The sequence below is a fragment of the Metallumcola ferriviriculae genome (genome assembly GCF_035573695.1).
Classification (GTDB): Bacteria; Bacillota; JADQBR01; order JADQBR01; family JADQBR01; genus Metallumcola; species Metallumcola ferriviriculae.
Window position 1 is genome coordinate 1,414,279 of sequence record NZ_CP121694.1, and the last position, 20,400, is coordinate 1,434,678.

Consider the following 20,400-nt stretch of genomic DNA (forward strand, 5'->3'; position numbering starts at 1 on the left):
TTGGGTATTACATGAATAAGGCGCAAAAGATTATTGCAAAGAATGCTGAGGAAATTGTGGAGACAGTATTGGATGCTAATGAGAAAGGGTTCGCCCTGGTGCCTTGCGGGAAGGGCAGTATCGTCAAAAGAATAATCAACCTTTCCGACAAGAAACCCCCGGCTTTTCTGTCCATGGAAGCAATGAACACAGTGGAAGAATTTGAAAGGAATAACCTTTCTATTACGGTTCAGGCCGGCATAACACTAAAAGAATTACAGGATAGATTAGAAGGGGACAATCTATTTTTACCGGTTACTACAGAAAATTATGGGCATAGGACAGTGGGAAGTTTAGTTGTTGAAAACGCCGCGGGTTACGAGCAGTATGCTTATGGCACAATTCAAGACTATATTCTGGGATTAAGATTTGTGACACCCTATGGGGAGCTGGTGAAAACCGGTGGAAAGACAGTTAAAAATGTGAGTGGTTACGATTTCACCAGGTTATTTGCCCGTTCTTGGGGCACCTTGGGAATTATCACCTCCGTGACTTTCAAATTAAGGCCGCTGCCGGAAAAAAGGACAGCAGTGATTTTCGATGTCACCTCTTTGGAGCAAGCAATTGAAATTATCAACGAAATCATTGCCAACAAAGTTTCCGCTGCGACCCTAAGAGCTTATAATCATGAAGGGTGGAAGCTAGTGGTAGGATTAGCGGGTTTCCACGAAACTGTAGATGACCATTCGGAAAGAATCCGGCAGATTGCGCAGAGAACCACAATGACAAAACTCGAATGTACTAAGGTAAATGAGTTTTGGCAGAATTACTTTGCTGACTGCCCTCAGTCCAGATTCGCCATTATAGGTAAAGGTGATAAGAGGGTTTTAACCGATATGGCTGTTTCTCTAGATAGGGAAGGACTTTTGAAAAACGCTGGTTTTAGTGAAGTTGACTTTGGTGCAGGGCGGTTACTCATAAATGCATCACCGCCAAATAAATTAAATATCCAACAATTCATCGAATCACATATTGTTTCACAACAACCTGAAAAATTTATTTTCAATTTCCAAGAGAAACAACCGGGATTGGTTTATCAGCGGCTTAAAAGTGCCCTTGATCCCAATCGGATAATGTTTCCCAACAACAGACTTATAAGTGGTGATAGCCATGCTTGCCAATGAACTAGAAAAAAAAATTCGCAGCTGTAATCGCTGTGGCTTCTGCCAAGACGTGTGCCCTACGTACCGTTATACTAAAAATGAAGCAGCTTTGGCCAGAGGCCGAGTGCGGTTAGCACGGACGGTTTTAGAGGGTAAGTACAATTGGGGAGAAGAAAAAGAGATTACAGAACATATTAAAACCTGCTTGCTCTGTAAAGCTTGTGTTACTAATTGTCCTTCTTCGGTTGCTACAGACGAAATAGTCATGGAAGCCCGCAAAGAAATAAACTATGCCGCTGGGTTAAACCTTTTTCATAAGCTTGTGTACAGGGGACTACTATCAGACCAAAAAAGGCTAAAAGCGGCCGGGTCATTGGCCAGATTTTATGATAACAGCGGTACGCGTTGGTTGGTCAAAAACAGCGGCCTGTTGAATTCGGTAAAGAAGTTGAAGCACATGGAAAATATTTTACCCATGGGCTTGAAGTCAACATTACGAAGTAGACTACCGCGAATAATGATAGAAGTTAAGAAACCCAAACTGAGAGTGGGATATTTTGCAGGATGTGCCACTAACACCTTTTTTGGAGATATCGGTGAAGCTGCAGTATTATACTTACAGAAGCACGGGTGTGAGGTAGAAGTACCGCCAATTCAGTGCTGCGGCGGCCCTCACCAAAGTGCGGGCGACTTTGAGGAAGCGCAAAGATTGGCTCGGGAAAACATCCATACTTTTCTAGAAAAAGATTACGATTTTATTATTAGCGACTGTGCTACATGTACCGGTACTCTGAAAGAGTATGAAAAAATATTTGCTAACGATGAAAATATGCAGCATAAGGCCAAGCAGTTTAGTGACCTAGTGATGGATTTAAATGCATTTGTCGTTAAGAATGAGCTGATTGGTAAAAGTGCCGGAGACATAAATAAAAAAGTTACTTACCATGACCCTTGTCATGCGATCAGGGGGATGGGGGTAAAAGACGAACCCAGGGAAATTTTATCCGGTATCTCCGGTCTGGATTTTGTGGAAATGAAGGAAGCTGACGTGTGCTGCGGCGGCGCAGGCTCATACTGTTTTGTTCACCAAGAAGTATCATCAGGAATACTTGAGGCCAAAATCGAAAATTTCATACAGACGGGTGCAGATATTCTGGCTACATCCTGTCCCGCGTGTACGATGCAGTTATATTCTGGGTTAAGAAAGAGTGGCGTAGCAGCACAAATAAAACATCCAATACAGTTGTTGGCTGAGAGCGAAGGATTGTTATAACGATTGAGGGTGATAAATATGAGTATTTTTCCAAAGATGGTTAAGGTAAAGCTACATTATAAAACGCCGGAGCTAGATGATATAAGCGCTGAGTTAAAAAGACAGCTGCAAGAAAGCACTGTAAATATAAAAAGTGGTGCCAAAATAGGAATTGCCGTAGGCAGCCGCGGGATTTATAAAACGCATGAATTTGTGAAAACATTGATTGCCTTTTTAAAAGAGAAGGGCGCTCAGCCTGTAATTATTCCGGCCATGGGCAGCCACGGCGGGGCTAATTCGGATGGACAGAAAGAAGTTCTTGCCGGGTACGGTATTTCCGAAGAAGAGATGGGAGTGCCGGTACAAGCTTCTATGACAACAATTTATGTAGGTACCATTGACGAGGATGTTCCCGTATACTTTGATAAGATTGCCTCCACCCTGGATGGTATAATCCTTTTAAATAGGGTTAAACCGCACACGGATTTCCATGCTGAATATGAAAGCGGCTTAATGAAGCAGATGGTGATAGGATTGGGTAACCATAAGGGGGCGCAAAACGTTCACAGTTACGGTATTTACGGCTTAAAGGAATTAATTCCTCAGTCGGCCCGACTCATCCTAGAAAAAATGCCCATTTTAATGGGTGTTGCCATTATCGAGAATGCTAAAGATCACACTGCAGAAATTCATGTTGTTGAAGCTGAAGAAATCCCCAAAACGGAGCCGATGCTTCTTGAGAAAGCAAAGGACCTGATGCCATACCTTCCTTTTAAGCACATCGATTTACTAGTTGTCCAGGAAGTTGGCAAAAATATAAGTGGTGTTGGGATAGACCCTAACATTACTGGCAGGACTTTTATTCGGTTTGCTGAGAGCGAACAGAACTTTATCAACCGGATTGTATGCCTCGACCTGACCCCTGAAAGTCATGGGAATGCATTGGGCATAGGCATTGCAGATGTAGTCCCCCAAAGAATCTATGACAAAATAGACTTTAAGGCGACTTATGCTAATGTAATCACCAGCGGCTTCTTGGAAAGGGGATTTATCCCTATAGTACAGGGCAATGACTACAAGGCTTTAAAAGTGGCATTAAAATGCTGTGGACGAAAGGTTACGCCTGAAAACGCTAAGGTAGTACAAATTAAGAATACACTACAATTGGAAGAAATCTATATCTCTGAAGCACTTTTAAAGGAGATTAAAAGTGAAATAACTTGGGATATTGAGGAGAAATTTTCCTACAAGTTTTCCGATAAAGGTGACCTTTTACATCTATTGAGGTAAATATCTTAAATAAGTGACAGTTGGGGCAGTTGGGGGCAGTTGGTGCCTGACACCAAGAATAAGTGACACCAAGAAAAACGCTTTAGTGCAGTATGTGACCGAAGAACTTAGCACAGCAGGAAAACTAACTTTGGAGCAGCCCAAGGCGCCATGATGTCAATTACAAAGGGACAGATAACTGGGGCAGAGATAAACCAAATATTAAAGGATGAATACCTTGGTAGATAATATACATTCTCAATTTAAGCACCCAACCGGGTGCTTTTTTGTTTGCCCGGCGAGCTTATCTTAAATAAGTGACACCTCTTGGTGCCTGACACCAAGAGGTGTCACTTATTTAAAAAATATAATCAGCAGCACCAAAAAAGGAACGAATGCAATTCCCAGTAACTCAACACTAACTTGACACCGATGCGTAACGGTGTTAAGATAATGTTACCAAATTTGGAAAGAGGAGGGTAGAAATGGATGATAAATATAAAATCGGCGAGTTAGCAGAAAAGGCAGGGGTTACCCGGAGGACTATTCACTACTATATCGGCAAGGGATTGCTCCCCCCTGCTGAAGGTGCCGGGGTAAACAGCCACTATAATGAGGAGCATTTGGCACGAATTGAGTTGATTAAGCTGATGCAGCAGAAATATTTGCCTTTAGACAGGATTAAAAAGGGTCTTGCGCAGCTTTCTTTTGCTGAAGTAAAGGAAAAGATCGCTTCTTTAAAAGCGGAACGTCACGTGATGATAAGCGAGGCAGTACCCCCACAAGAGGTGCCTAAACCTAAACCCCCGGAAGCTTTACGGTATTTGAAGTTGGAGCCCGGATTAGGGATTGAAATAAGTATACCAGAAGAGGTTTATCAGGATTACCCTGAGCTGGTAAAGAGTATTAACATCCACGTCCGTAAGCTAATTGTGGAAGAGAAATAAAAGGAGGGGATGGTATGGTCTTGAAAAGAGAGAATGTAAAAAATGAACTCCCGCTGCAAGCGGTGAAACTTGAGGGCGATGTGTCAGGAATGGTGGGGGAGTTTTCTGTTACTCAGGTTTATGAAAACAAGGGTAATCGGGACCTAGAAGTTATTTACACTTTTCCATTGCCGGATAATGCTGTGGTGACAGGTTTTGAGGCAACGGTTGGGGATGCAGAGATAAAGTCTGAGATCAGGGAGAAGGCAGAGGCGTTTAAAGTTTATAATGATGCCGTACGCAGGGGAGATTCGGCGTTATTGGTAGAACAGTATCGCCCCAATATCTTTCAAATTTCCCTAGGGCAGGTGCAGCCCGGTGATAAGATCACAGTGACTTTAGCCTATCTCCAAGAGCTTAGCTTTGTTGACCGGGAGATAAGGATGACTATTCCAACTGTTGTGGCACCACGTTATATTCCGGGTGTACCGGCAGGTAAGCGTCAGGGGTTGGGTACTGTCCCGCCGACAGACAGGGTCCCCAATGCAGATTTTATTACGCCGCCAATAGGCGATGTGGATTATACCCTGGATATTGCAATATTGATAGATCCGCCTAAACCGTTGGACGAAGTGATATCACCTTCTCATGAGATCGAAGTGGAAGAAAGCGAAGGGGATAAAGTTAAGGTGTATCTATCCCAAGGGCACTGCGCCTTGGACAGGGATATTATAATAGCATGCCAATGCACTGAAGAAAGTTCTGCCAAAGGCATGGTTTACCAAAAAGATGACTCAGGATATATTTTACTTAGCTTTGTACCTGACTTAGCAGTACCTCAAGAAGAAGTAGGGAAGGATTATATTTTTCTTATCGACATATCTGGTTCTATGGCGGGGGTTAAACTCCAGCAGGCTAAGGATGCACTGAATTTGTGTTTGCGCAACCTTTCTGATTTGGATAGTTTCAACATTATCGCCTTCGATGATCAGTACCGGTGTTTCTCCCGGGATGGGAGTGTGTCTTTTAACCAAAAGAGCTTAGATCGGGCGAGCCACTGGATCAACAACCTGCAGTGCCTGGGTGGTACGGAGATTTTTGAACCCATCAGATACGCATTGTCAAACAGTGCCCGGGAAGGGTCCCATATTCTCCTACTCACTGACGGGCAAGTGGGCAATGAAAAGGAAATATTGGGCTATGTCAAAAAGCAGCGGGGCAGAAACACCATCTTTACCTTTGGCGTCGACACTGCAGTCAACGAATTTTTTATCAATGAACTGGCCCGGGTGGCCGGCGGTAAACCTGAGTTTATCTTCCCGGGTGAGCGCATAGAAGATAAGGTTCTGCGCCAGTTTGCCCGGGTTAATTCTCCCATTGTCGAAGATGTAGAAATTGACTGGGGAGAGCTTGTGGTTTCTGATGTCTACCCGGATACACTTCCCAGGCTATTTGATATGGAGCCGCTGCTAGTTACCGCCAAGTACCAGGGTAAATTGACTGGTGATATCTCCATTAAGGGGAAAGTGCAGGGAGAAGAGTGTAGAACCTTGGTGAATTTAAGTGAAGTATCACAGGATATTCGTTTTAGCTATTTAGAAAAGTTTTGGGCAGCGGGAAAGATTAAATTCTTGGAAGATACCCTGCTCCACGTCAATCCCCGCCGGGAGGATACAGTCAAGCAAGAAATCATTGATCTTTCTATTGATTGCGGTATCGGCTCCTCGCTGACTTCATTTGTGGCGGTACATGAACGCAAGACTAAAGCTAAGGGGTTTCCGGAAACAGTGGTGATGCCGGTAGCTGCCCCTAGAGGTTGGGGAATGTTTGATGATAGTTATGGTGAGGTATCATTGGATAAAGTAATGTGTGAAGATACAAGCTTTAACGAAGTTATTTATCAGTGTGTTTCGCCTTCAATTTCAGAAAGAAGTGTACCAGAATTTGATACGGAAATATATGAAGATATTGAAAGAAATGAGTCCGGTATAGAGGATACTTTACGTAAGCTTGCCTTAAGCCAGCGGGCAGACGGAAGTTTTATTGACGGAGAGGACGACGATGACCTTAAAAAGGTAGGAACCACGGCCCTGGCAGTGGCAGCGTTGGTGATATCTACTAATAAGGGGCTTTACAAACGGCAGCTGCGTAAGGCAGTTAAATATCTGCTGAAGGTTGCGGAGACCGCATGGGATAGAAAAGAGCAAGAGCATCTCAAGACCTATGCAATGACGCTTTTTGCATTGAGATCTACAGCTGTTTATGGGGTCTTGGCCAACGAAATAAATAGTGTCATACGCAGCAAGGTACTTGAAGTTGGCTCTGATTACTTACAGAATATGATTGATTCCGAAGAAGTGAAGTACATTGAAGGAGAAGAAATCAAAGTTCAATTGCTCCCTGATACTGCCTATGCATTTTTCAGTAAAATGTCTCTACCTGATTATGACAGCAAATTGTGCTCGGGGCTGGCATGGCAATACATTGATCTGGTAAAGCAAAAGCTGCCGGAACGGATAGGCAGCTGAGAATGTTTGATGGGACGACAAATAAGTGACACCTCTTGGTGCCTGACACCAAGAGGTGTCACTTATTTGTATAAAGCAAAAAGTACTTACTAATGCTAACAGCAGAGGATATATCAAAAGGAGGTAATCGCAATGGATGATAATAAGCGTAAAAGGTTGGAGGCCCAGGGGATACCCGGGGAAGAATTAGTTCCCGGGTCGGAGGAGCCTGTTTATACGCTCCATGATGGTGAAGAAGGGCCACTGAGTTTTGACCAGAATATAAGTCAACTTTCTGCGGGAAAAAGGGAATACATTGAAGAAAAGGAAAGGCAACATTTTAAAGATTAATGTTCATATAGCTTTCGCTGCCCCCCGAATTAATTTCGGGGTTTTTTTGTGTCTTTCTGACTGCTCTACTCGTACTGAACTGCGGCACCAACTGTACCGGGGCCGGCGTGGGTACCTACCACTGAGCCAACTTCGGTAAAGATAGTGGTCTTAACGCCAAATAAATTCTCCAAGGATTCTCTTAGTTTAACGGCGGAATCTGCTGCCCGGGCGTGGCCGACCGCTATTCTTACTGCCTTTGTCTTTCTTTCATGAGAAAATTCTTTAAAACTTTTAACCATGCTGTCCAGTGCTTTTCTTTGACTCCGAGCTTTTAAGAAGGGGGCGAGATTGCCGTCTTCACTGATGCGCCCAATAGGCTTTATATTTAGGATTGAACCTGCCAAACCGGAAAGTTTCCCTACCCTTCCTCCTTTGGTAAGGTATTTCAATGTGTCTAAAGCAAAAAGCACCTCGGTATTTTGCCTTGCCTTAGATATTCTTTTTATGATGGTCGGGGCATCCAGGCCGTCCTTAATACATTGAACCGCTTCAGCAATCTGCAGCCCAATGCCCAGGGTTACTGATGCAGAATCGACAATATGGATTTTTGCTTGTAGCTTTTCCTTTGCTGCTAGGGCGCTATTGATGGTGCCGCTAAGGTTACTGGAGACATGGATTGAAATGATGTCTGAGTATTTTTTTAATAAAGATTCGTATACTGCAGCAAACTGTGACGGCGATGGTTGGGAAGATTGAGGCAATATCGGCGATGTTTCCAGTTTGCTAAAAAATTGGTCGGGCGTAAGGTCTACGCCATCAAGATACGCTTCTTGACCAAACAATATTTTCAACGGTACTACATTAATGTTAAGACGTGAAGCATAATCTTTGGGTAAATCAGCTGTACTGTCGGTAACCAATGCGATTTTATTCATAGATAAGCTCCTTATTAGTAGTTAAATTATTTATAACATATTTCGCCCAACAGTTGAAGGTAAAATATTTCAGGTACGTATATTTCGCACATAGGAAAAGAAAAATATTATACTCACACTATATTTCTATGCAGTAAGGGCAAAAGTATCAATCATAAATTATGTCACATAATAAAAGGTGAATAACAAAAAAATTAGAAATACAATATGTAATAATTCCATAATTACTGGATAGAAAAGGGGATGACAGCTTAGTGGAAAACTTGAAAAGTATCTGGTTAAACGAACTAACCTGGGAGGATGTGGAGGAATATTTAAAAGAAGATGATATCGCGATATTCCCCGTGGGAAGCCTCGAACAGCACGGCCCGGCCGGGCCCTTAGGGGTAGATAGCTATGCCGCTATTGCTTTGGCAGAAGATACTGCTAAACGTACCAATGTTTTAAGTACGCCGCCGTTATGGTTTGGTGATTCGGTGCATCATCTGGCTTTTCCGGGTACTGTATCCTTAAGTACGGAGACTTTGATTAACGTGGTCAAAGATGTGATTCGTAGCCTAGCGAGACACGGCTTTAAAAAAGTGTTGATCATTAACGGCCACAAAGGTGCTAACTTGGCCGCGCTGGAAACCGCTTGTAAGAATATTCGTGAGTTTGAACTGCCTGAGGTGATTTTGGCGATTGCCGACCCGATGCATATAGCCAAGGGGATAGCAGGAGAAATCAAAGATTTCAAAGAACATCATGCTGGTGAGCTGGAGATTTCTCACGTTATGCATAAGTTCCCTGGTTTAGTCAAGGAGGATAAACTTACTGAAGAGGTAGTAGACCTGGCATCAATATTTTCACCGTTGGTGGCGGAAGATCTGCTTGGTCCATCAGGGGATACAATTAATATGCCCTGGAACAGCTACGAGCAGAAAAAATTTGCGCCGTCAGGATCATTTTCCCCTTCAATGAAGGCATCAACGAAAAAGGGTAAAAAATATCATGATTACATGGTTGACAGACTCGTTGATTTCATCAATCACCTGAAGAATTATCAAGGGCCTATTGGCAATACAGCCAAAAAATAGCATGTGAGCAAAGTAAGGGGGTACAACGGCGGTGCACCTCCTACCTTTTTTAAAAATATTTAACATAAAAACATCCTAAAATCTACCTAGACGCGATAAAACATTAGTTTATCGTTTAAGCAATCAATTTAATTTTTGGTGATATCTTCAATTAATGTCTAATACTTAATCGGGTAAATGCTTGGTTCTGAGAGAAGAATAGAAAATGTAAGCGCATAAACCTTAAATTTTGAAAGGAGGTAGAAAATTAAATGACTGTTGGAACTAAAATGCACACCGCTTTGTCTAGCATTGAAAGTGCCAAAGCTAGTCTTGATACCTTCGCTCTGGAAACCCAAGACAAAAACGCCAAACAGGAATTTGCTAACCTTTCACAGCAGCTGGGTGGTATTGCCCAAAGCCTCAGCGGCAGAATAAATTATGTTGAGCAGCAAGAACCCTCTTATAAAATGCAACAGCAGCAACAACAGCAACAGCCGCAACAACTAACAAAAAAATAGTGGTAAAACCAGCTGAACGCATCGTTCTCACGGTGCGTTCAGCATTAACTGGTTAAAAAAGTTATCATCCGGCTAAATATCTTCCAAATTATACGGCGTTTCCTGATAGACGAAGTAGTTAAGCCAGTTGGCATAAAGCAGATTGGCGTGAGAACGCCAGCTTACCCAGGGCTCTTTTTTTGGGTTGTTCTCGGGAAAATAATTTTCGGGTACATTAATTTTCTTCCCTTGGGAAATATCCCTTTCGTATTCTTTTCTCAGTGAGTATGGGTCGTATTCTGGGTGACCGGTTTGAAATACCAGCCTCCTGTTTTTAGTTGCCATCAAGTAGACACCTGCCCTTTCGGACTCGGCAAGGATTTCTAATTCCGGGACTTTTTCGATATCTTCACGCCGCACTTCGGTATATCTTGAATGAGGTACATGGAAAAGATCATCAAAACCTCTGGTTAATGGGTGCTGTTGATTACATACCCGATGAGGAAAGACCCCAAACATTTTTTCCGGCAGTTCATATTTAGGAATGCCAAAGTGGAAATAAAGAGCTGCCTGGGCTGCCCAGCAAATGTGCAGGGTGGAATACACGTTTTTAGCCGCAAAATCCATCACTTTTTCAAGCTCCTGCCAATATTTCACTTCGTCAAAATCAAGATGCTCTACCGGGGCACCTGTGATTATCATCCCGTCATATTTTTTATTATCTACCTCTTCAAAATTTGTATAAAAGTTTTCCAGATGACCTTTGGGCGCGTGTGTTGATTTATAGGTTTTAGTGGCTAAAAGGTCAATTTCTATTTGAATGGGAAAATTGGACAACAGGCGCAGCAGCTGGGTTTCCGTCTGTATTTTTGTCGGCATTAGGTTCAGAATCGCTAATTTTAGAGGGCGAATATCCTGATGAACCGCCCGGCTTTCATTCATAATAAAAATGTTTTCCTGTTCTAATATTTTTCCTGCTGGTAAGGTTTGAGGTATAATAATTGGCACCATACTCCCCTCCTGAAGCGTTTTTTAAATACTATTATATATGGAATGCAATGATTTTACTACTAATTATCATTTGTACCCCGTTTAAAATGTTAAACAGCAGGGGGACACAAATTTTTCATAAAGGGTTTTGGGTTTCTAACGGTGAACAAAATATGTGTACCATTTTTACTTATCTAAAGTGGTAGGCCGCTCTAGACGGAGGGGAATGATTAAAATACATGCTGCTACATAGGGCGCAATCACGGGGGAATAGCAATTGTTGGATAAAGCAAAGCAAATTTTACGGAAACACTATGGATTTGAGACATTTAAAGAAGGACAGGAAGAAATAATTAAAAGTATTCTTGATGGTAAAGATACTTTTGCCATTATGCCTACCGGTGCCGGAAAATCTGTCTGCTTTCAGGTGCCGGCGCAGCTTCTTCCGGGAGTCACGTTGGTGATTTCTCCGTTAATATCACTGATGAAAGACCAGGTAGACAGCTTGAATGAAGCCGGGATATCGGCTGCATATATTAACAGCTCTCTTAACTATGGGCAGATTGAAGAACGGTTACAAAAAGCCAGAGAGGGATACTTTAAACTTATTTATGTCGCACCAGAAAGACTGGAGTCCCAACGTTTTCGGGAGTTATTACAATCTGTGCAACTCTCGTTATTAGCTGTGGACGAAGCTCACTGTGTTTCTCAATGGGGGCATGATTTTCGTCCAAGTTACCGGGCAATTTCTTCCGTTATTAGGGAACAATTACCCCGACCGGTTATTGCCGCCTTTACTGCCACGGCTACTAAAGAAGTAAAGGAAGATGCAATCAAGCTTTTATTGTTAAGGCAGCCTGACATATTCATTACGGGCTTTGACCGTAAAAATTTAAGTTTCTCGGTGATGAAAGGCGTTAGTAAAAGGGACTTTGTCTTAAATCATATGCAGGATAACATAGGGAAATCGGGGATCATTTATGCAGCCACCCGCAAGGAAGTGGATGGACTATGGCGGGAACTTACAAGACGCGGCTATCGTGCAGGAAGGTATCATGCCGGACTTTCCGATATTGAAAGAGAAGAGAGCCAAGAAGCTTTTCTTTATGATGATATCCACGTTATGGTAGCAACCAACGCTTTTGGCATGGGGATTGATAAGTCCAATGTACGATACGTTATTCACTACAATATGCCTAAAAACATGGAGGCATATTATCAGGAAGCGGGTCGTGCAGGAAGAGATGGTGAGCCCAGCGCGTGTATTCTACTCTTTGAGCCACGGGATGTTTCTATCCAGAAGTTTCTTATCGAACAGAATACCAGGGCCGAAGAAAGGCAGAATAACGAATATCAAAAACTGCAGTCTATGGTTGATTATTGCCATAGCCAACGCTGTTTACGTAAATACATCTTAAACTATTTTGGTGAGAGGGATGCCCCCCCAAGTTGTGATAACTGCAGTAATTGTAACGATGAAACCGATTATGTGGATATTACTTTAGATGCTCAAAAAATAATCTCTTGTGTAGTGCGAATGCGTGAGAGATTCGGCACCACTTTAGTGGCTCAGGTTTTAAAAGGGTCAAAAAACCGAAAAGTACTGCAATCTGGGTTTGATAAACTGACGACATACGGCATAATGCGGTCATATACAGAAAAAGAGATCAAAAACATGATTAATGTAATGGTGGCGGAAGGATACCTTACTATGACCGGGGGGCAGTATCCTGTACTCAGACTGCGCCAGGAGTCTCTTGCGGTGCTGAAAAATGAAGAAAAGGTGTACCGGCGGGTACCTAAGAAGAAAGCGACAAGAGAGGTGGATAATAACTTATTTGAGATATTGCGCAGCCTGCGTAAAGAATTATCCACCAAAGAAAAGGTACCGCCTTATGTAGTTTTTCCTGATGGTGCCCTGCGGGAAATGAGTGAAAAGTGTCCTCAGGATTTGCATAGCCTAGCAGGCATCAAAGGGGTGGGGGAGTATAAGCTGGAAAAGTATGGTGCACAATTTGTCCAAGCAATCAATAGTTACTTGGCTGGGGATGAAAACTAGGGGAGAATGCATACATTACCAGCAGGAAGCAATGCAAACTTGAATCGGAAATTTAGGGGGAAGAATATGCTTAAAACTAACCAAACAAAAGTGGTGATCCAGTCAGTACAAGGCAGTATCCAGCATCCACTTTCCGGATACCCATATCGTATCAGTCATGAAGGTATACCTTATGTGTTGCCGGCAACCGGCGGCATTACCTATAATGTAAAGCTGGGTGATCCAGCATTTGGCTGGGCCGGGGACCATATTGAGCCGGGGGTCACAATGCGCAATTCTAATGATAAGGAAAATGCAGCATTGCACCTTCTTTCCTGTATAGGTAATGAGGCTAGGGTAATCTCTGGTGATGCCAAAGGTGCCAAGGGGTTTGTTACCGGCGGTCATGGTGGTGTTGAGCATGTCTTAGTATATTTTAAGCAGGCCGATATGGAGATGATGTCTGTCGGGGACAAGATATTAATTAAAGCCTGTGGCCAAGGCTTAGAGCTCAGTGACCACTCTGAGGTAAAGGTGATGAATATTGACCCGGACTTGCTTTTAAAGATAGGAATTACCGAACAGGGCAGTAAAATTCGGGTGCCTGTGGCGGCTACAGCTCCGGCTCATCTGATGGGTTCCGGTATTGGAGCGCCCAGCGCCTACAAAGGCGATTACGATATCATGACCGGTGATAAAGAAGAAGTGAAGAAATATGGATTGGACCAGTTGAAGTTTGGGGACTTAGTATTACTGCAGGATTGTGATAACAGTTTTGGTCGGGGCTTCTTAAAAGGTGCAGTGTCTATAGGCGTAGTTGTTCATAGCGATTGTGTTAAAATGGGTCATGGTCCCGGAATTACTACCATTATGACTTGTAAGAAGGCTGGCGTTATTGACGGAGTGAATGATGAAAACGCAAATATTGCAAAGTACTTAAATATTTAAATTAGAAGAAATAACAAGAAGGTTGGCCTCCGCTGGGGCCAATTTTTTAAATGGAACGCGCAAACGGAATTGCACTCCATCGATGTAGTAGCTCCGAGTCTCTTGATATGGGAGCGGCAAAAGTGATTTTTTGTTGTTGCTTAAGGAGCTCTAAGCAGATAAAATAGTATCGTATAATTCTTTTTACATCTAGGGGGAGTAGCTTTGTTCGCTTTACCCAATAAGGACAACAAAGAAAAATTTGTGCGGGACATGTTTAATTCCATTGCCCGACGTTATGATTTGATGAATACATTAATGACTTTTGGCATGGATAAATCCTGGCGCAAACTGGCAGTACGCCGTGCCGAGCTTGAAAATGGCGGGCAGGGTTTGGACATTTGCTGCGGGACAGGTATGCTTAGCATGGAACAAGCCCGGGCAGCAGGCTCTTCAGGAAAAGTAACCGGCTTGGATTTTTCTGAAAACATGCTGGCTGTGGCCCGTAAAAACATTCAGGGTTTTCAACTCAACAATATAATTGAATTTATGCAGGGGAATGCTATGGAACTGCCTTTTCCTGATAATACATTTGATTGTGCCACAGTTGGCTGGGGGCTTCGTAATGTTCCAGATATATTAACTGTAGTTAAGGAAATGAATCGGGTGGTCAAGCCCGGGGGTAAGGTTGTGTCATTGGATATGGCTCAGCCCACAGCACCGGTGTTCAAGCAGGCATATTGGCTCTTTTTTGACAAGGTGATTCCGGCGATGGGTAAACTTTGGGGCGGAAATAAAGGCGCTTATGATTATCTGCACGATTCTGCTAAAATTTTTCCGCCTCAGTGGGAGCTGGTGGAAATATTCCGTAAGGCAGGCCTTGTGGAAACGGGCTATAAGAACCTGGCCGGTGGCGTGGTGGCGCTGGTGGAAGGCAGGAAACCTAACCAATAAGAGGGTGAGAGTAATGCGGGTAAGGAAAAGACGAACACCGCTTTTGAGCTGGATGGCTCTGAAGCGGTGTTTCTTTTAGCCGCCTTGGGATAGCACTAGGGCACAAGAGTGAATAAGCAACTGGTAGGCTTCCCTGAAGCAAAATTTGTGTAAAAACAAGTCTTGAGACAAATACTATGTCAAGACATAAATCAAAGAAAGAGGTAATTAAATGACGCACATTAACAGAAACGAAGGTAAATGCGGCATGTCGCTGCCCCCTATTGATAGAGCTATCCCTGATAACTTGAAAACCGCGACCTTTGCTTTGGGCTGATTTTGGGGGCCTGACGCCCGGTTCGGGCTGATAAGCGGCATTTATCGTACTCGTGTTGGCTATGCAGGCGGTACAAAAGCAAATCCCACCTACCACAGGATGGGTGACCATACAGAAACGCTGGAAGTTGATTTTGACCCCGGACAAGTATCCTATAAGGAATTGCTGGAAGTTTTTTGGCGCAGCCATAATCCATCTCGGCAGCCATGGTCCAGGCAGTATATGTCCATAGTGTTTTATCACAGCGAGAAGCAGTTACAAGATATAGAAGCTGATAAAGTATTTTTGGAACAACAAAAGGGTAAAGTTGTAAAAACAAAGATTAGAGCCGCTGGAGAATTTTACCGTGCAGAGGCCTATCATCAAAAGTACTATTTACAGCTAATCAGGGATTTAATGAAGGAGTTTAGCAAGTTTTACCCTCGAGTAGATGACTTTATTAATTCCACTGCTGCGGCCCGGATCAATGGTTATGTAAAAGGTACCGGTTCCTTTGAGAAATTGCGGGGAGAGGTGGATAGTTATGGCCTAACCCCTCAGGGTAAAGAAAAACTTCTAAATATTGTGGCCGGTTATAAAAACCAAGTTTTGCAGAGATTATAAAAATTAGCGGTATATAAGAACTTAAACTGTTTACTTAAACTGTAAGGACTTAGACGGGCTGTCCCTTATTTGCGGGCAGCCCGTCTTTGGTAACTGAAATCTACATAGGTCACTTTTGACGGCCCGCTGAGCTTAAGGCATTCTGATTCCAGAATGCTTTTTTTCACCTCTATTTGCTCTTATTGCTAATATTTGCCACAAACGATAACCCGATCACTCTCACGTTAGTAAAAAAAATATGTGATCCTTTTGTCACAGGTTTATTGATGGTGAATATTATTATTCTATGTGGAGGATGTGCATCGTTCGGTTACCACAAAAATCTTATTATAGGGGGATATTTATGCGGCAAGTGAAATGCTTATCGGTTTTATTCGTACTGCTGTTAGCCATGGTGATGGTAGTTGGCTGCGGCGGTGAGCAGGTGGCGGATGAAAAGAAGAGTGTGGCAGACAAAGTAACCGAGGAGGACCAAAAACCGGACTTTCCTACTAGACCGGTCACTTATATTATCCCGTTTAATCCGGGTGGACAGTCGGATGTAGAGGCACGGCGACAGCAGCCCTTACTTGAGGAGTTTTTGAGCACTTCCATTGTAATTCAGTATAAGCCTGGTGGCGGTGGTGCACTGGGTTGGACAGAACTGATGCATGCTAAGGCCGACGGTTATACCATCAGCGGTATTAACATTCCGCACATAATTCTCCAGCCCATTGCCAGAGATAATGCCGGTTATACTACTGAGCAGATTAAACCAATCGCAATTTTCCAGGGTACGCCTATTGGCTTGGCGGTGCTTAAGGACAGTCCATTTGATACTTTAGAGGACTTGGTTAACTATGCTAAAGAGCATCCCGGTAAGGTGACTGTAGGCGGCTCCGGTAAATGGAGCGGTCACCATATTGCCCTGCTGCAGCTAGAGGCCTTGGCGGGTATTGAGTTTAATTATGTGCCATCCACCGGAGCGGCTCCTTCGGTAAGCCAATTTCTGGGCGGGCATACTGATGCTCTCTTTGCCAATTCCAATGACTTAGTGACTCATAAGGATAGGATAAAGGTTCTGGGTCTTGGCTCCGATGAGCGTTTTGAGGCTTTAGCGGATGTGCCTACTTTTATTGAACTGGGCTATAGTATGACACCCAGTATTGACCGTGGTGCTGCGGTACCGCCGGAAACTCCGGATGAAGTTAAGAAAGTTTTGGAGGACGCATTTGTCAGGGTTATGAACAATGAAAGTGTTCGTAAGCAAATGATAGAGCAGGGCTTTGTACCGCTGCGGCTGGACGCAGTGGCAGCTCAGGAGCATATTAATAAGAAGCAGCTGGAATATACCAAGCTGTTAAAGGAACTTAACCTGCCTTAATAATCACATCAACTGCAGGAATGAGGCCTTGCACTTCAATGCGCATAGCTTTGAGCTGTTCGTTAATTGACTTTTTGAAAAAGGGAGAGAGCCATTGTGGTTGAAAACTTTGCCGGAGCACTGGGGCACATATTCAATTTATATAATTTCATGTTGATGACCCTGGGGGTAGCGGTGGGCATCGTGGTGGGAGCATTACCGGGCCTCACTGCTACCATGGCTCTGGCAGTACTTGTTCCCTTTACTTTTATTATGGACCCGGCCACAGGGTTGATGACACTTGGTGGTATTTATGTTGGGGCAATCTATGGCGGCTGTATTTCTGCCATTCTTATTAACACGCCGGGCACCCCCTCGGCAATTGCTACCACCTTTGACGGCTACCCACTCGCGCAAAAAGGAAAAGGAGAGCATGCTTTAGTTGCTGCCGCTTTTAGTTCTGGCGTAGGTGGTGTAATCGGTGCTTTAGTGTTGATATTTCTGGCACCATTATTGGTAGAGGTTGCTCTTAAATTTGGCCCGCCCGAGTATTTTTGGCTGGCTATATTTGGTCTAACCATAATTTCAACATTAGCGGCCAAATCCATCTTAAAAGGCCTAATCGGTGGTGCCTTGGGCCTGCTTGTATCCACCGTTGGTTTAGCGCCAATCGGCGGCGAAATGCGCTATACCTTTGGCTTTTACCAGCTGCAGGGTGGGATTGAATTGATTGTGGCATTGATTGGCTTTTTCTGCATTCCGGAAATTCTCAATATGATAGCCGATAAAAAAATCGGCAGCGGGCAAGTGGGCAAATTGCAATCCCGCACGGGGGTTGCCGGCAGTGTAATGATGGCACTGATAAAACAACCGGTGCTCCTTATCCGTTCTGCCATCATCGGTGCTTTTGTAGGGATCGTTCCCGGAGCTGGTGGCAATGTGGCAGGTCTGGTTTCCTATAATGAGGCAGTAAGATGGTCTAAAGATTCAGAGAAATTCGGTACCGGGATGTTAGAAGGAGTGGCGGCATCAGAAGCAGCTAATAATTCTGAAGTGGGTGGTTCCTTAGTGCCGCTGCTTACCCTTGGTATCCCGGGGGCGCCACCGGCAGCTGTGATTATGGGAGCATTATTGCTGCATGGGCTGCGCCCGGGGCCGGACTTGTTTATCCAGCATGGCGCAATTACCTATACATTCCTGCTATCTTTAGTGGTGGCCAATGTGGTGATGTTTGTGCTGGGATTTTTCGGTGCAAAGCATATCGCCAGGATGATTAATTTGCCTGCCAATTATCTAGCCCCGCTAATTGCCTTTATGACGGTCATTGGGTCTTATGCCATTAGAAACAACATGTTAGATGTGGTTATTATGGTGACCATGGGCTTGGCTGGCTACATTCTACGGCGATTAGATTTTCACCCGGGACCCATTGTGCTGGGTATGATCTTAGGACCCATTGCTGAGAAGGGATTAGTACAGTCCCTAATGCTGGCTCGGTCACAAGAAAGCATTGCAGTGGTATTTTTCACCAGACCTATCTCCTTAGTGCTGATAATCTTATGCATTATCTCTGCGGCATGGCCTGTGGTTGCTGGTTTTCGCAAAAAGCACAGTGAGCGCCTACGAGAACAGACTGTGGATGGAACCCGGGAGGTGACCGCTGATGGTTAATAGAAACACTATTTTTTCTTTGCTAATAATCATCTTTGCTATTGGCGCTATTTTTGAGGTGCAGGAGCTGGGAACTGACAGCAGGATATTTCCTCAGGTAATTAGTGTTATTCTGATTATCCTCTCGTTACTTCATTTGGTTAAACATGCCCGAATTAAACCGATACAAGGTTTCTTTGGCGATGCCGTTATCAGTCGTCTCATAATAATGGCTTTGGGGATGATTTTTTACGTTTTTGGTGTTAAATATCTGGGTTTTACAGCAGCTAGCGTAATATTCTTAAGTTTTTTCATGTGGTATTTCCATATCCGACGTAAAGTCGGCGGCATGAGGATATTATTGTTTAGCGTGATATTGTCCGTGGTGATTACCCTTACTTTTTATGGTATTTTCCAGTACTTGTTTTTAATTCCCTTACCCCAAGGAGTTATTTTTGCTATAAACTAATACAGTACTCGTCAATGCAATGCCTTCCTTCAGGGAGGCTCTTTTTCTTTTTTTAGAAACGTCAGAAATTGACAAAAATTCTACGGCGGTATAAGATTACCCTAATGTGTTAATTTAAATATAGGGGGTAGATGATTTGACGGAGGAAATATTTCCCGGGCTTTTTAGGATAAGGGTACCGCTTCCGAAAAACCCTTTGAAAGCCATAAATTCTTATGTTATTAAGTCAACTGACAGGAATTTAATTGTAGATACAGGATTAAATCAAGAAGAATGCTTAGCCGCCATGCAGGAAGGCTTAAAAGCATTGGGTGTAGATATTGACAAAACTGACTTTTTTATTACCCATCTTCACGCGGACCACGTGGGCTTACTTGGTGCTCTAGCCGGCGAAAAGAATCGTATCTATTGCGGTGATCCAGATGCTTTTGTGGTTAGGAGTGGGGTAGATTGGGGGCAGTTTTTGGATTTTGCCAGGCAAAATGGGATTCCGGAGACTGAAGTGCAGGCCGCATCTTCATTACCGGGATATGACTATGGAGCAGGCAGTGGTCTGAATGTTATTTCCGTTAAGGAAGGCGACCTTATCAACGCAGGGGAATATTCCTTTCGGTGCGTACATACTCCGGGTCATACCGAGGGGCATATGTGCCTCTATGACGAAGATAAACAGATTATTTTAGCCGGAGACCACCTTTTAGCTGAGATTACTCCTAACATTTCACTTTGGGGCGGCAATGATCAAGACCCTATTCGTGATTATTTCAACAGTCTTGATAAAGTCGCCCAAATGGAGATTCAATGCGTCCTGCCGGGCCATAGAGATCCTTTCAGCAATTATCGTCAGCGGGTGGATGAGCTAAAAGCTCATCACCGAGAACGCTTCCAAGAGATAATGGAAATACTTAAGCCAGGAAGCGCAACCGCCTATCAGGTGGCCTCTCTGATGCATTGGGATATGAGTTATGACAGGTGGGAACAGTTTCCTGTGGCCCAGAAATGGTTTGCTACGGCAGAGGCCAATGCCCATCTTAAATACCTCGAACAAGAAGGACTGCTGAAGGTAGAAGTAAAAGATGGTAAAATTATATATCAGGCGAAAATTTAACGGGCTATCGGGCCTGTTTTTTTTGCTCGCTCAGCCGCGTTACTGGTACTACACGGGTGTTTAGATAAATAAGGTGTACAGCGA

The 20,400-nt window shown here is 43.7% G+C and carries 18 protein-coding genes; 16 read left to right on the forward strand and 2 right to left on the reverse strand.

Annotated features, from left to right (window positions below; all coding sequences use genetic code 11):
* Window positions 1–11: 11 nt before the first annotated feature.
* From MFMK1_RS07060 to MFMK1_RS07085, 6 genes are all read left to right on the forward strand, one after another.
* A complete protein-coding gene (locus MFMK1_RS07060) occupies window positions 12–1,163 on the forward strand; it encodes an FAD-binding oxidoreductase (RefSeq protein WP_366924418.1) in 1,152 nt (383 codons plus the stop codon).
* Complete coding sequence (locus MFMK1_RS07065; RefSeq protein WP_366924419.1) at window positions 1,150–2,415, forward strand: (Fe-S)-binding protein; 1,266 nt, start codon at window positions 1,150–1,152, stop codon at window positions 2,413–2,415. Before MFMK1_RS07060 ends, MFMK1_RS07065 begins: the two co-directional genes overlap by 14 nt.
* Before the next feature lie 18 nt (window positions 2,416–2,433).
* Window positions 2,434–3,684 (forward strand): nickel pincer cofactor-dependent isomerase, group 22, encoded by a 1,251-nt coding sequence (locus MFMK1_RS07070; RefSeq protein WP_366924420.1) that lies wholly within the window; start codon window positions 2,434–2,436, stop codon window positions 3,682–3,684.
* Window positions 3,685–4,148: 464 nt separating this feature from the next.
* Complete coding sequence (locus tag MFMK1_RS07075; RefSeq protein WP_366924421.1) at window positions 4,149–4,610, forward strand: MerR family transcriptional regulator; 462 nt, start codon at window positions 4,149–4,151, stop codon at window positions 4,608–4,610.
* Window positions 4,611–4,624: 14 nt separating this feature from the next.
* The gene (locus MFMK1_RS07080) at window positions 4,625–7,117 is read left to right on the forward strand and encodes a VIT domain-containing protein (RefSeq protein WP_366924422.1); all 2,493 of its coding nucleotides are present in this window, start codon (window positions 4,625–4,627) and stop codon (window positions 7,115–7,117) included.
* 132 nt (window positions 7,118–7,249) lie between these two features.
* A complete protein-coding gene (locus MFMK1_RS07085) occupies window positions 7,250–7,447 on the forward strand; it encodes a hypothetical protein (RefSeq protein WP_366924423.1) in 198 nt (65 codons plus the stop codon).
* A gap of 65 nt (window positions 7,448–7,512) precedes the next feature.
* Here the strand turns inward: MFMK1_RS07085 and MFMK1_RS07090 are convergent, their stop codons facing one another.
* Window positions 7,513–8,364, reverse strand: a complete 852-nt coding sequence (locus MFMK1_RS07090; protein ID WP_366924424.1) for a DegV family protein — start codon at window positions 8,362–8,364, stop codon at window positions 7,513–7,515.
* A gap of 254 nt (window positions 8,365–8,618) precedes the next feature.
* Here MFMK1_RS07090 and MFMK1_RS07095 point away from each other — a divergent pair, with 254 nt between their 5' ends.
* Both MFMK1_RS07095 and MFMK1_RS07100 read left to right on the forward strand, forming a co-directional pair.
* Window positions 8,619–9,440 carry a creatininase family protein gene (locus tag MFMK1_RS07095; protein ID WP_366924425.1) on the forward strand — a complete coding sequence of 274 codons (822 nt, stop codon included), beginning with the start codon at window positions 8,619–8,621 and terminating at the stop codon, window positions 9,438–9,440.
* A 251-nt stretch (window positions 9,441–9,691) separates the two neighbouring features.
* Entirely contained in the window at window positions 9,692–9,940 is a 249-nt protein-coding gene (locus MFMK1_RS07100; protein WP_366924426.1) for a DUF1657 domain-containing protein, read from the forward strand.
* 72 nt (window positions 9,941–10,012) lie between these two features.
* Here the strand turns inward: MFMK1_RS07100 and metA are convergent, their stop codons facing one another.
* Window positions 10,013–10,927, reverse strand: coding sequence for a homoserine O-acetyltransferase MetA (gene metA / locus MFMK1_RS07105; RefSeq protein WP_366924898.1), 915 nt, complete (start codon window positions 10,925–10,927; stop codon window positions 10,013–10,015).
* Between the two features lie 259 nt (window positions 10,928–11,186).
* Between metA and recQ the strand changes: the two genes are divergently transcribed.
* The 8 genes from recQ to MFMK1_RS07145 all read left to right on the forward strand — a co-directional run bounded on the left by recQ (window position 11,187) and on the right by MFMK1_RS07145 (window position 20,316).
* The gene (gene recQ, locus MFMK1_RS07110) at window positions 11,187–12,968 is read left to right on the forward strand and encodes a DNA helicase RecQ (RefSeq protein ID WP_366924427.1); all 1,782 of its coding nucleotides are present in this window, start codon (window positions 11,187–11,189) and stop codon (window positions 12,966–12,968) included.
* Window positions 12,969–13,034: 66 nt separating this feature from the next.
* On the forward strand, window positions 13,035–13,895 hold the full coding sequence (locus MFMK1_RS07115; RefSeq protein ID WP_366924428.1) for a DUF4438 domain-containing protein: 861 nt from the start codon (window positions 13,035–13,037) through the stop codon (window positions 13,893–13,895).
* A gap of 252 nt (window positions 13,896–14,147) precedes the next feature.
* On the forward strand, window positions 14,148–14,828 hold the full coding sequence (locus tag MFMK1_RS07120; RefSeq protein WP_366924899.1) for a demethylmenaquinone methyltransferase: 681 nt from the start codon (window positions 14,148–14,150) through the stop codon (window positions 14,826–14,828).
* A gap of 355 nt (window positions 14,829–15,183) precedes the next feature.
* On the forward strand, window positions 15,184–15,747 hold the full coding sequence (locus MFMK1_RS07125; RefSeq protein WP_366924900.1) for a peptide-methionine (S)-S-oxide reductase MsrA: 564 nt from the start codon (window positions 15,184–15,186) through the stop codon (window positions 15,745–15,747).
* 343 nt (window positions 15,748–16,090) lie between these two features.
* A complete protein-coding gene (locus tag MFMK1_RS07130) occupies window positions 16,091–17,110 on the forward strand; it encodes a tripartite tricarboxylate transporter substrate binding protein (protein WP_366924429.1) in 1,020 nt (339 codons plus the stop codon).
* A 96-nt stretch (window positions 17,111–17,206) separates the two neighbouring features.
* Window positions 17,207–18,760 carry a tripartite tricarboxylate transporter permease gene (locus tag MFMK1_RS07135; protein ID WP_366924430.1) on the forward strand — a complete coding sequence of 518 codons (1,554 nt, stop codon included), beginning with the start codon at window positions 17,207–17,209 and terminating at the stop codon, window positions 18,758–18,760.
* Window positions 18,753–19,208 (forward strand): tripartite tricarboxylate transporter TctB family protein, encoded by a 456-nt coding sequence (locus MFMK1_RS07140; protein ID WP_366924431.1) that lies wholly within the window; start codon window positions 18,753–18,755, stop codon window positions 19,206–19,208. Before MFMK1_RS07135 ends, MFMK1_RS07140 begins: the two co-directional genes overlap by 8 nt.
* A 136-nt stretch (window positions 19,209–19,344) precedes the next feature.
* The gene (locus MFMK1_RS07145; RefSeq protein ID WP_366924432.1) at window positions 19,345–20,316 is read left to right on the forward strand and encodes an MBL fold metallo-hydrolase; all 972 of its coding nucleotides are present in this window, start codon (window positions 19,345–19,347) and stop codon (window positions 20,314–20,316) included.
* Window positions 20,317–20,400: the final 84 nt, after the last annotated feature.

What these genes read in the sequence shown, in the direction of transcription:
- MFMK1_RS07120 (WP_366924899.1), top strand. Translation starts at nt 14,148, where the DNA reads ATGTTTAATTCCATTGCCCGACGTTATGATTTGATGAATACATTAATG.
- MFMK1_RS07090 (WP_366924424.1), bottom strand. Translation starts at nt 8,364, where the DNA reads ATGAATAAAATCGCATTGGTTACCGACAGTACAGCTGATTTACCCAAA.
- MFMK1_RS07130 (WP_366924429.1), top strand. Translation starts at nt 16,091, where the DNA reads ATGCGGCAAGTGAAATGCTTATCGGTTTTATTCGTACTGCTGTTAGCC.
- MFMK1_RS07115 (WP_366924428.1), top strand. Translation starts at nt 13,035, where the DNA reads ATGCTTAAAACTAACCAAACAAAAGTGGTGATCCAGTCAGTACAAGGC.
- MFMK1_RS07140 (WP_366924431.1), top strand. Translation starts at nt 18,753, where the DNA reads ATGGTTAATAGAAACACTATTTTTTCTTTGCTAATAATCATCTTTGCT.
- MFMK1_RS07100 (WP_366924426.1), top strand. Translation starts at nt 9,692, where the DNA reads ATGACTGTTGGAACTAAAATGCACACCGCTTTGTCTAGCATTGAAAGT.
- MFMK1_RS07060 (WP_366924418.1), top strand. Translation starts at nt 12, where the DNA reads ATGAATAAGGCGCAAAAGATTATTGCAAAGAATGCTGAGGAAATTGTG.
- MFMK1_RS07085 (WP_366924423.1), top strand. Translation starts at nt 7,250, where the DNA reads ATGGATGATAATAAGCGTAAAAGGTTGGAGGCCCAGGGGATACCCGGG.
- MFMK1_RS07075 (WP_366924421.1), top strand. Translation starts at nt 4,149, where the DNA reads ATGGATGATAAATATAAAATCGGCGAGTTAGCAGAAAAGGCAGGGGTT.
- MFMK1_RS07070 (WP_366924420.1), top strand. Translation starts at nt 2,434, where the DNA reads ATGAGTATTTTTCCAAAGATGGTTAAGGTAAAGCTACATTATAAAACG.
- MFMK1_RS07080 (WP_366924422.1), top strand. Translation starts at nt 4,625, where the DNA reads ATGGTCTTGAAAAGAGAGAATGTAAAAAATGAACTCCCGCTGCAAGCG.
- MFMK1_RS07065 (WP_366924419.1), top strand. Translation starts at nt 1,150, where the DNA reads ATGCTTGCCAATGAACTAGAAAAAAAAATTCGCAGCTGTAATCGCTGT.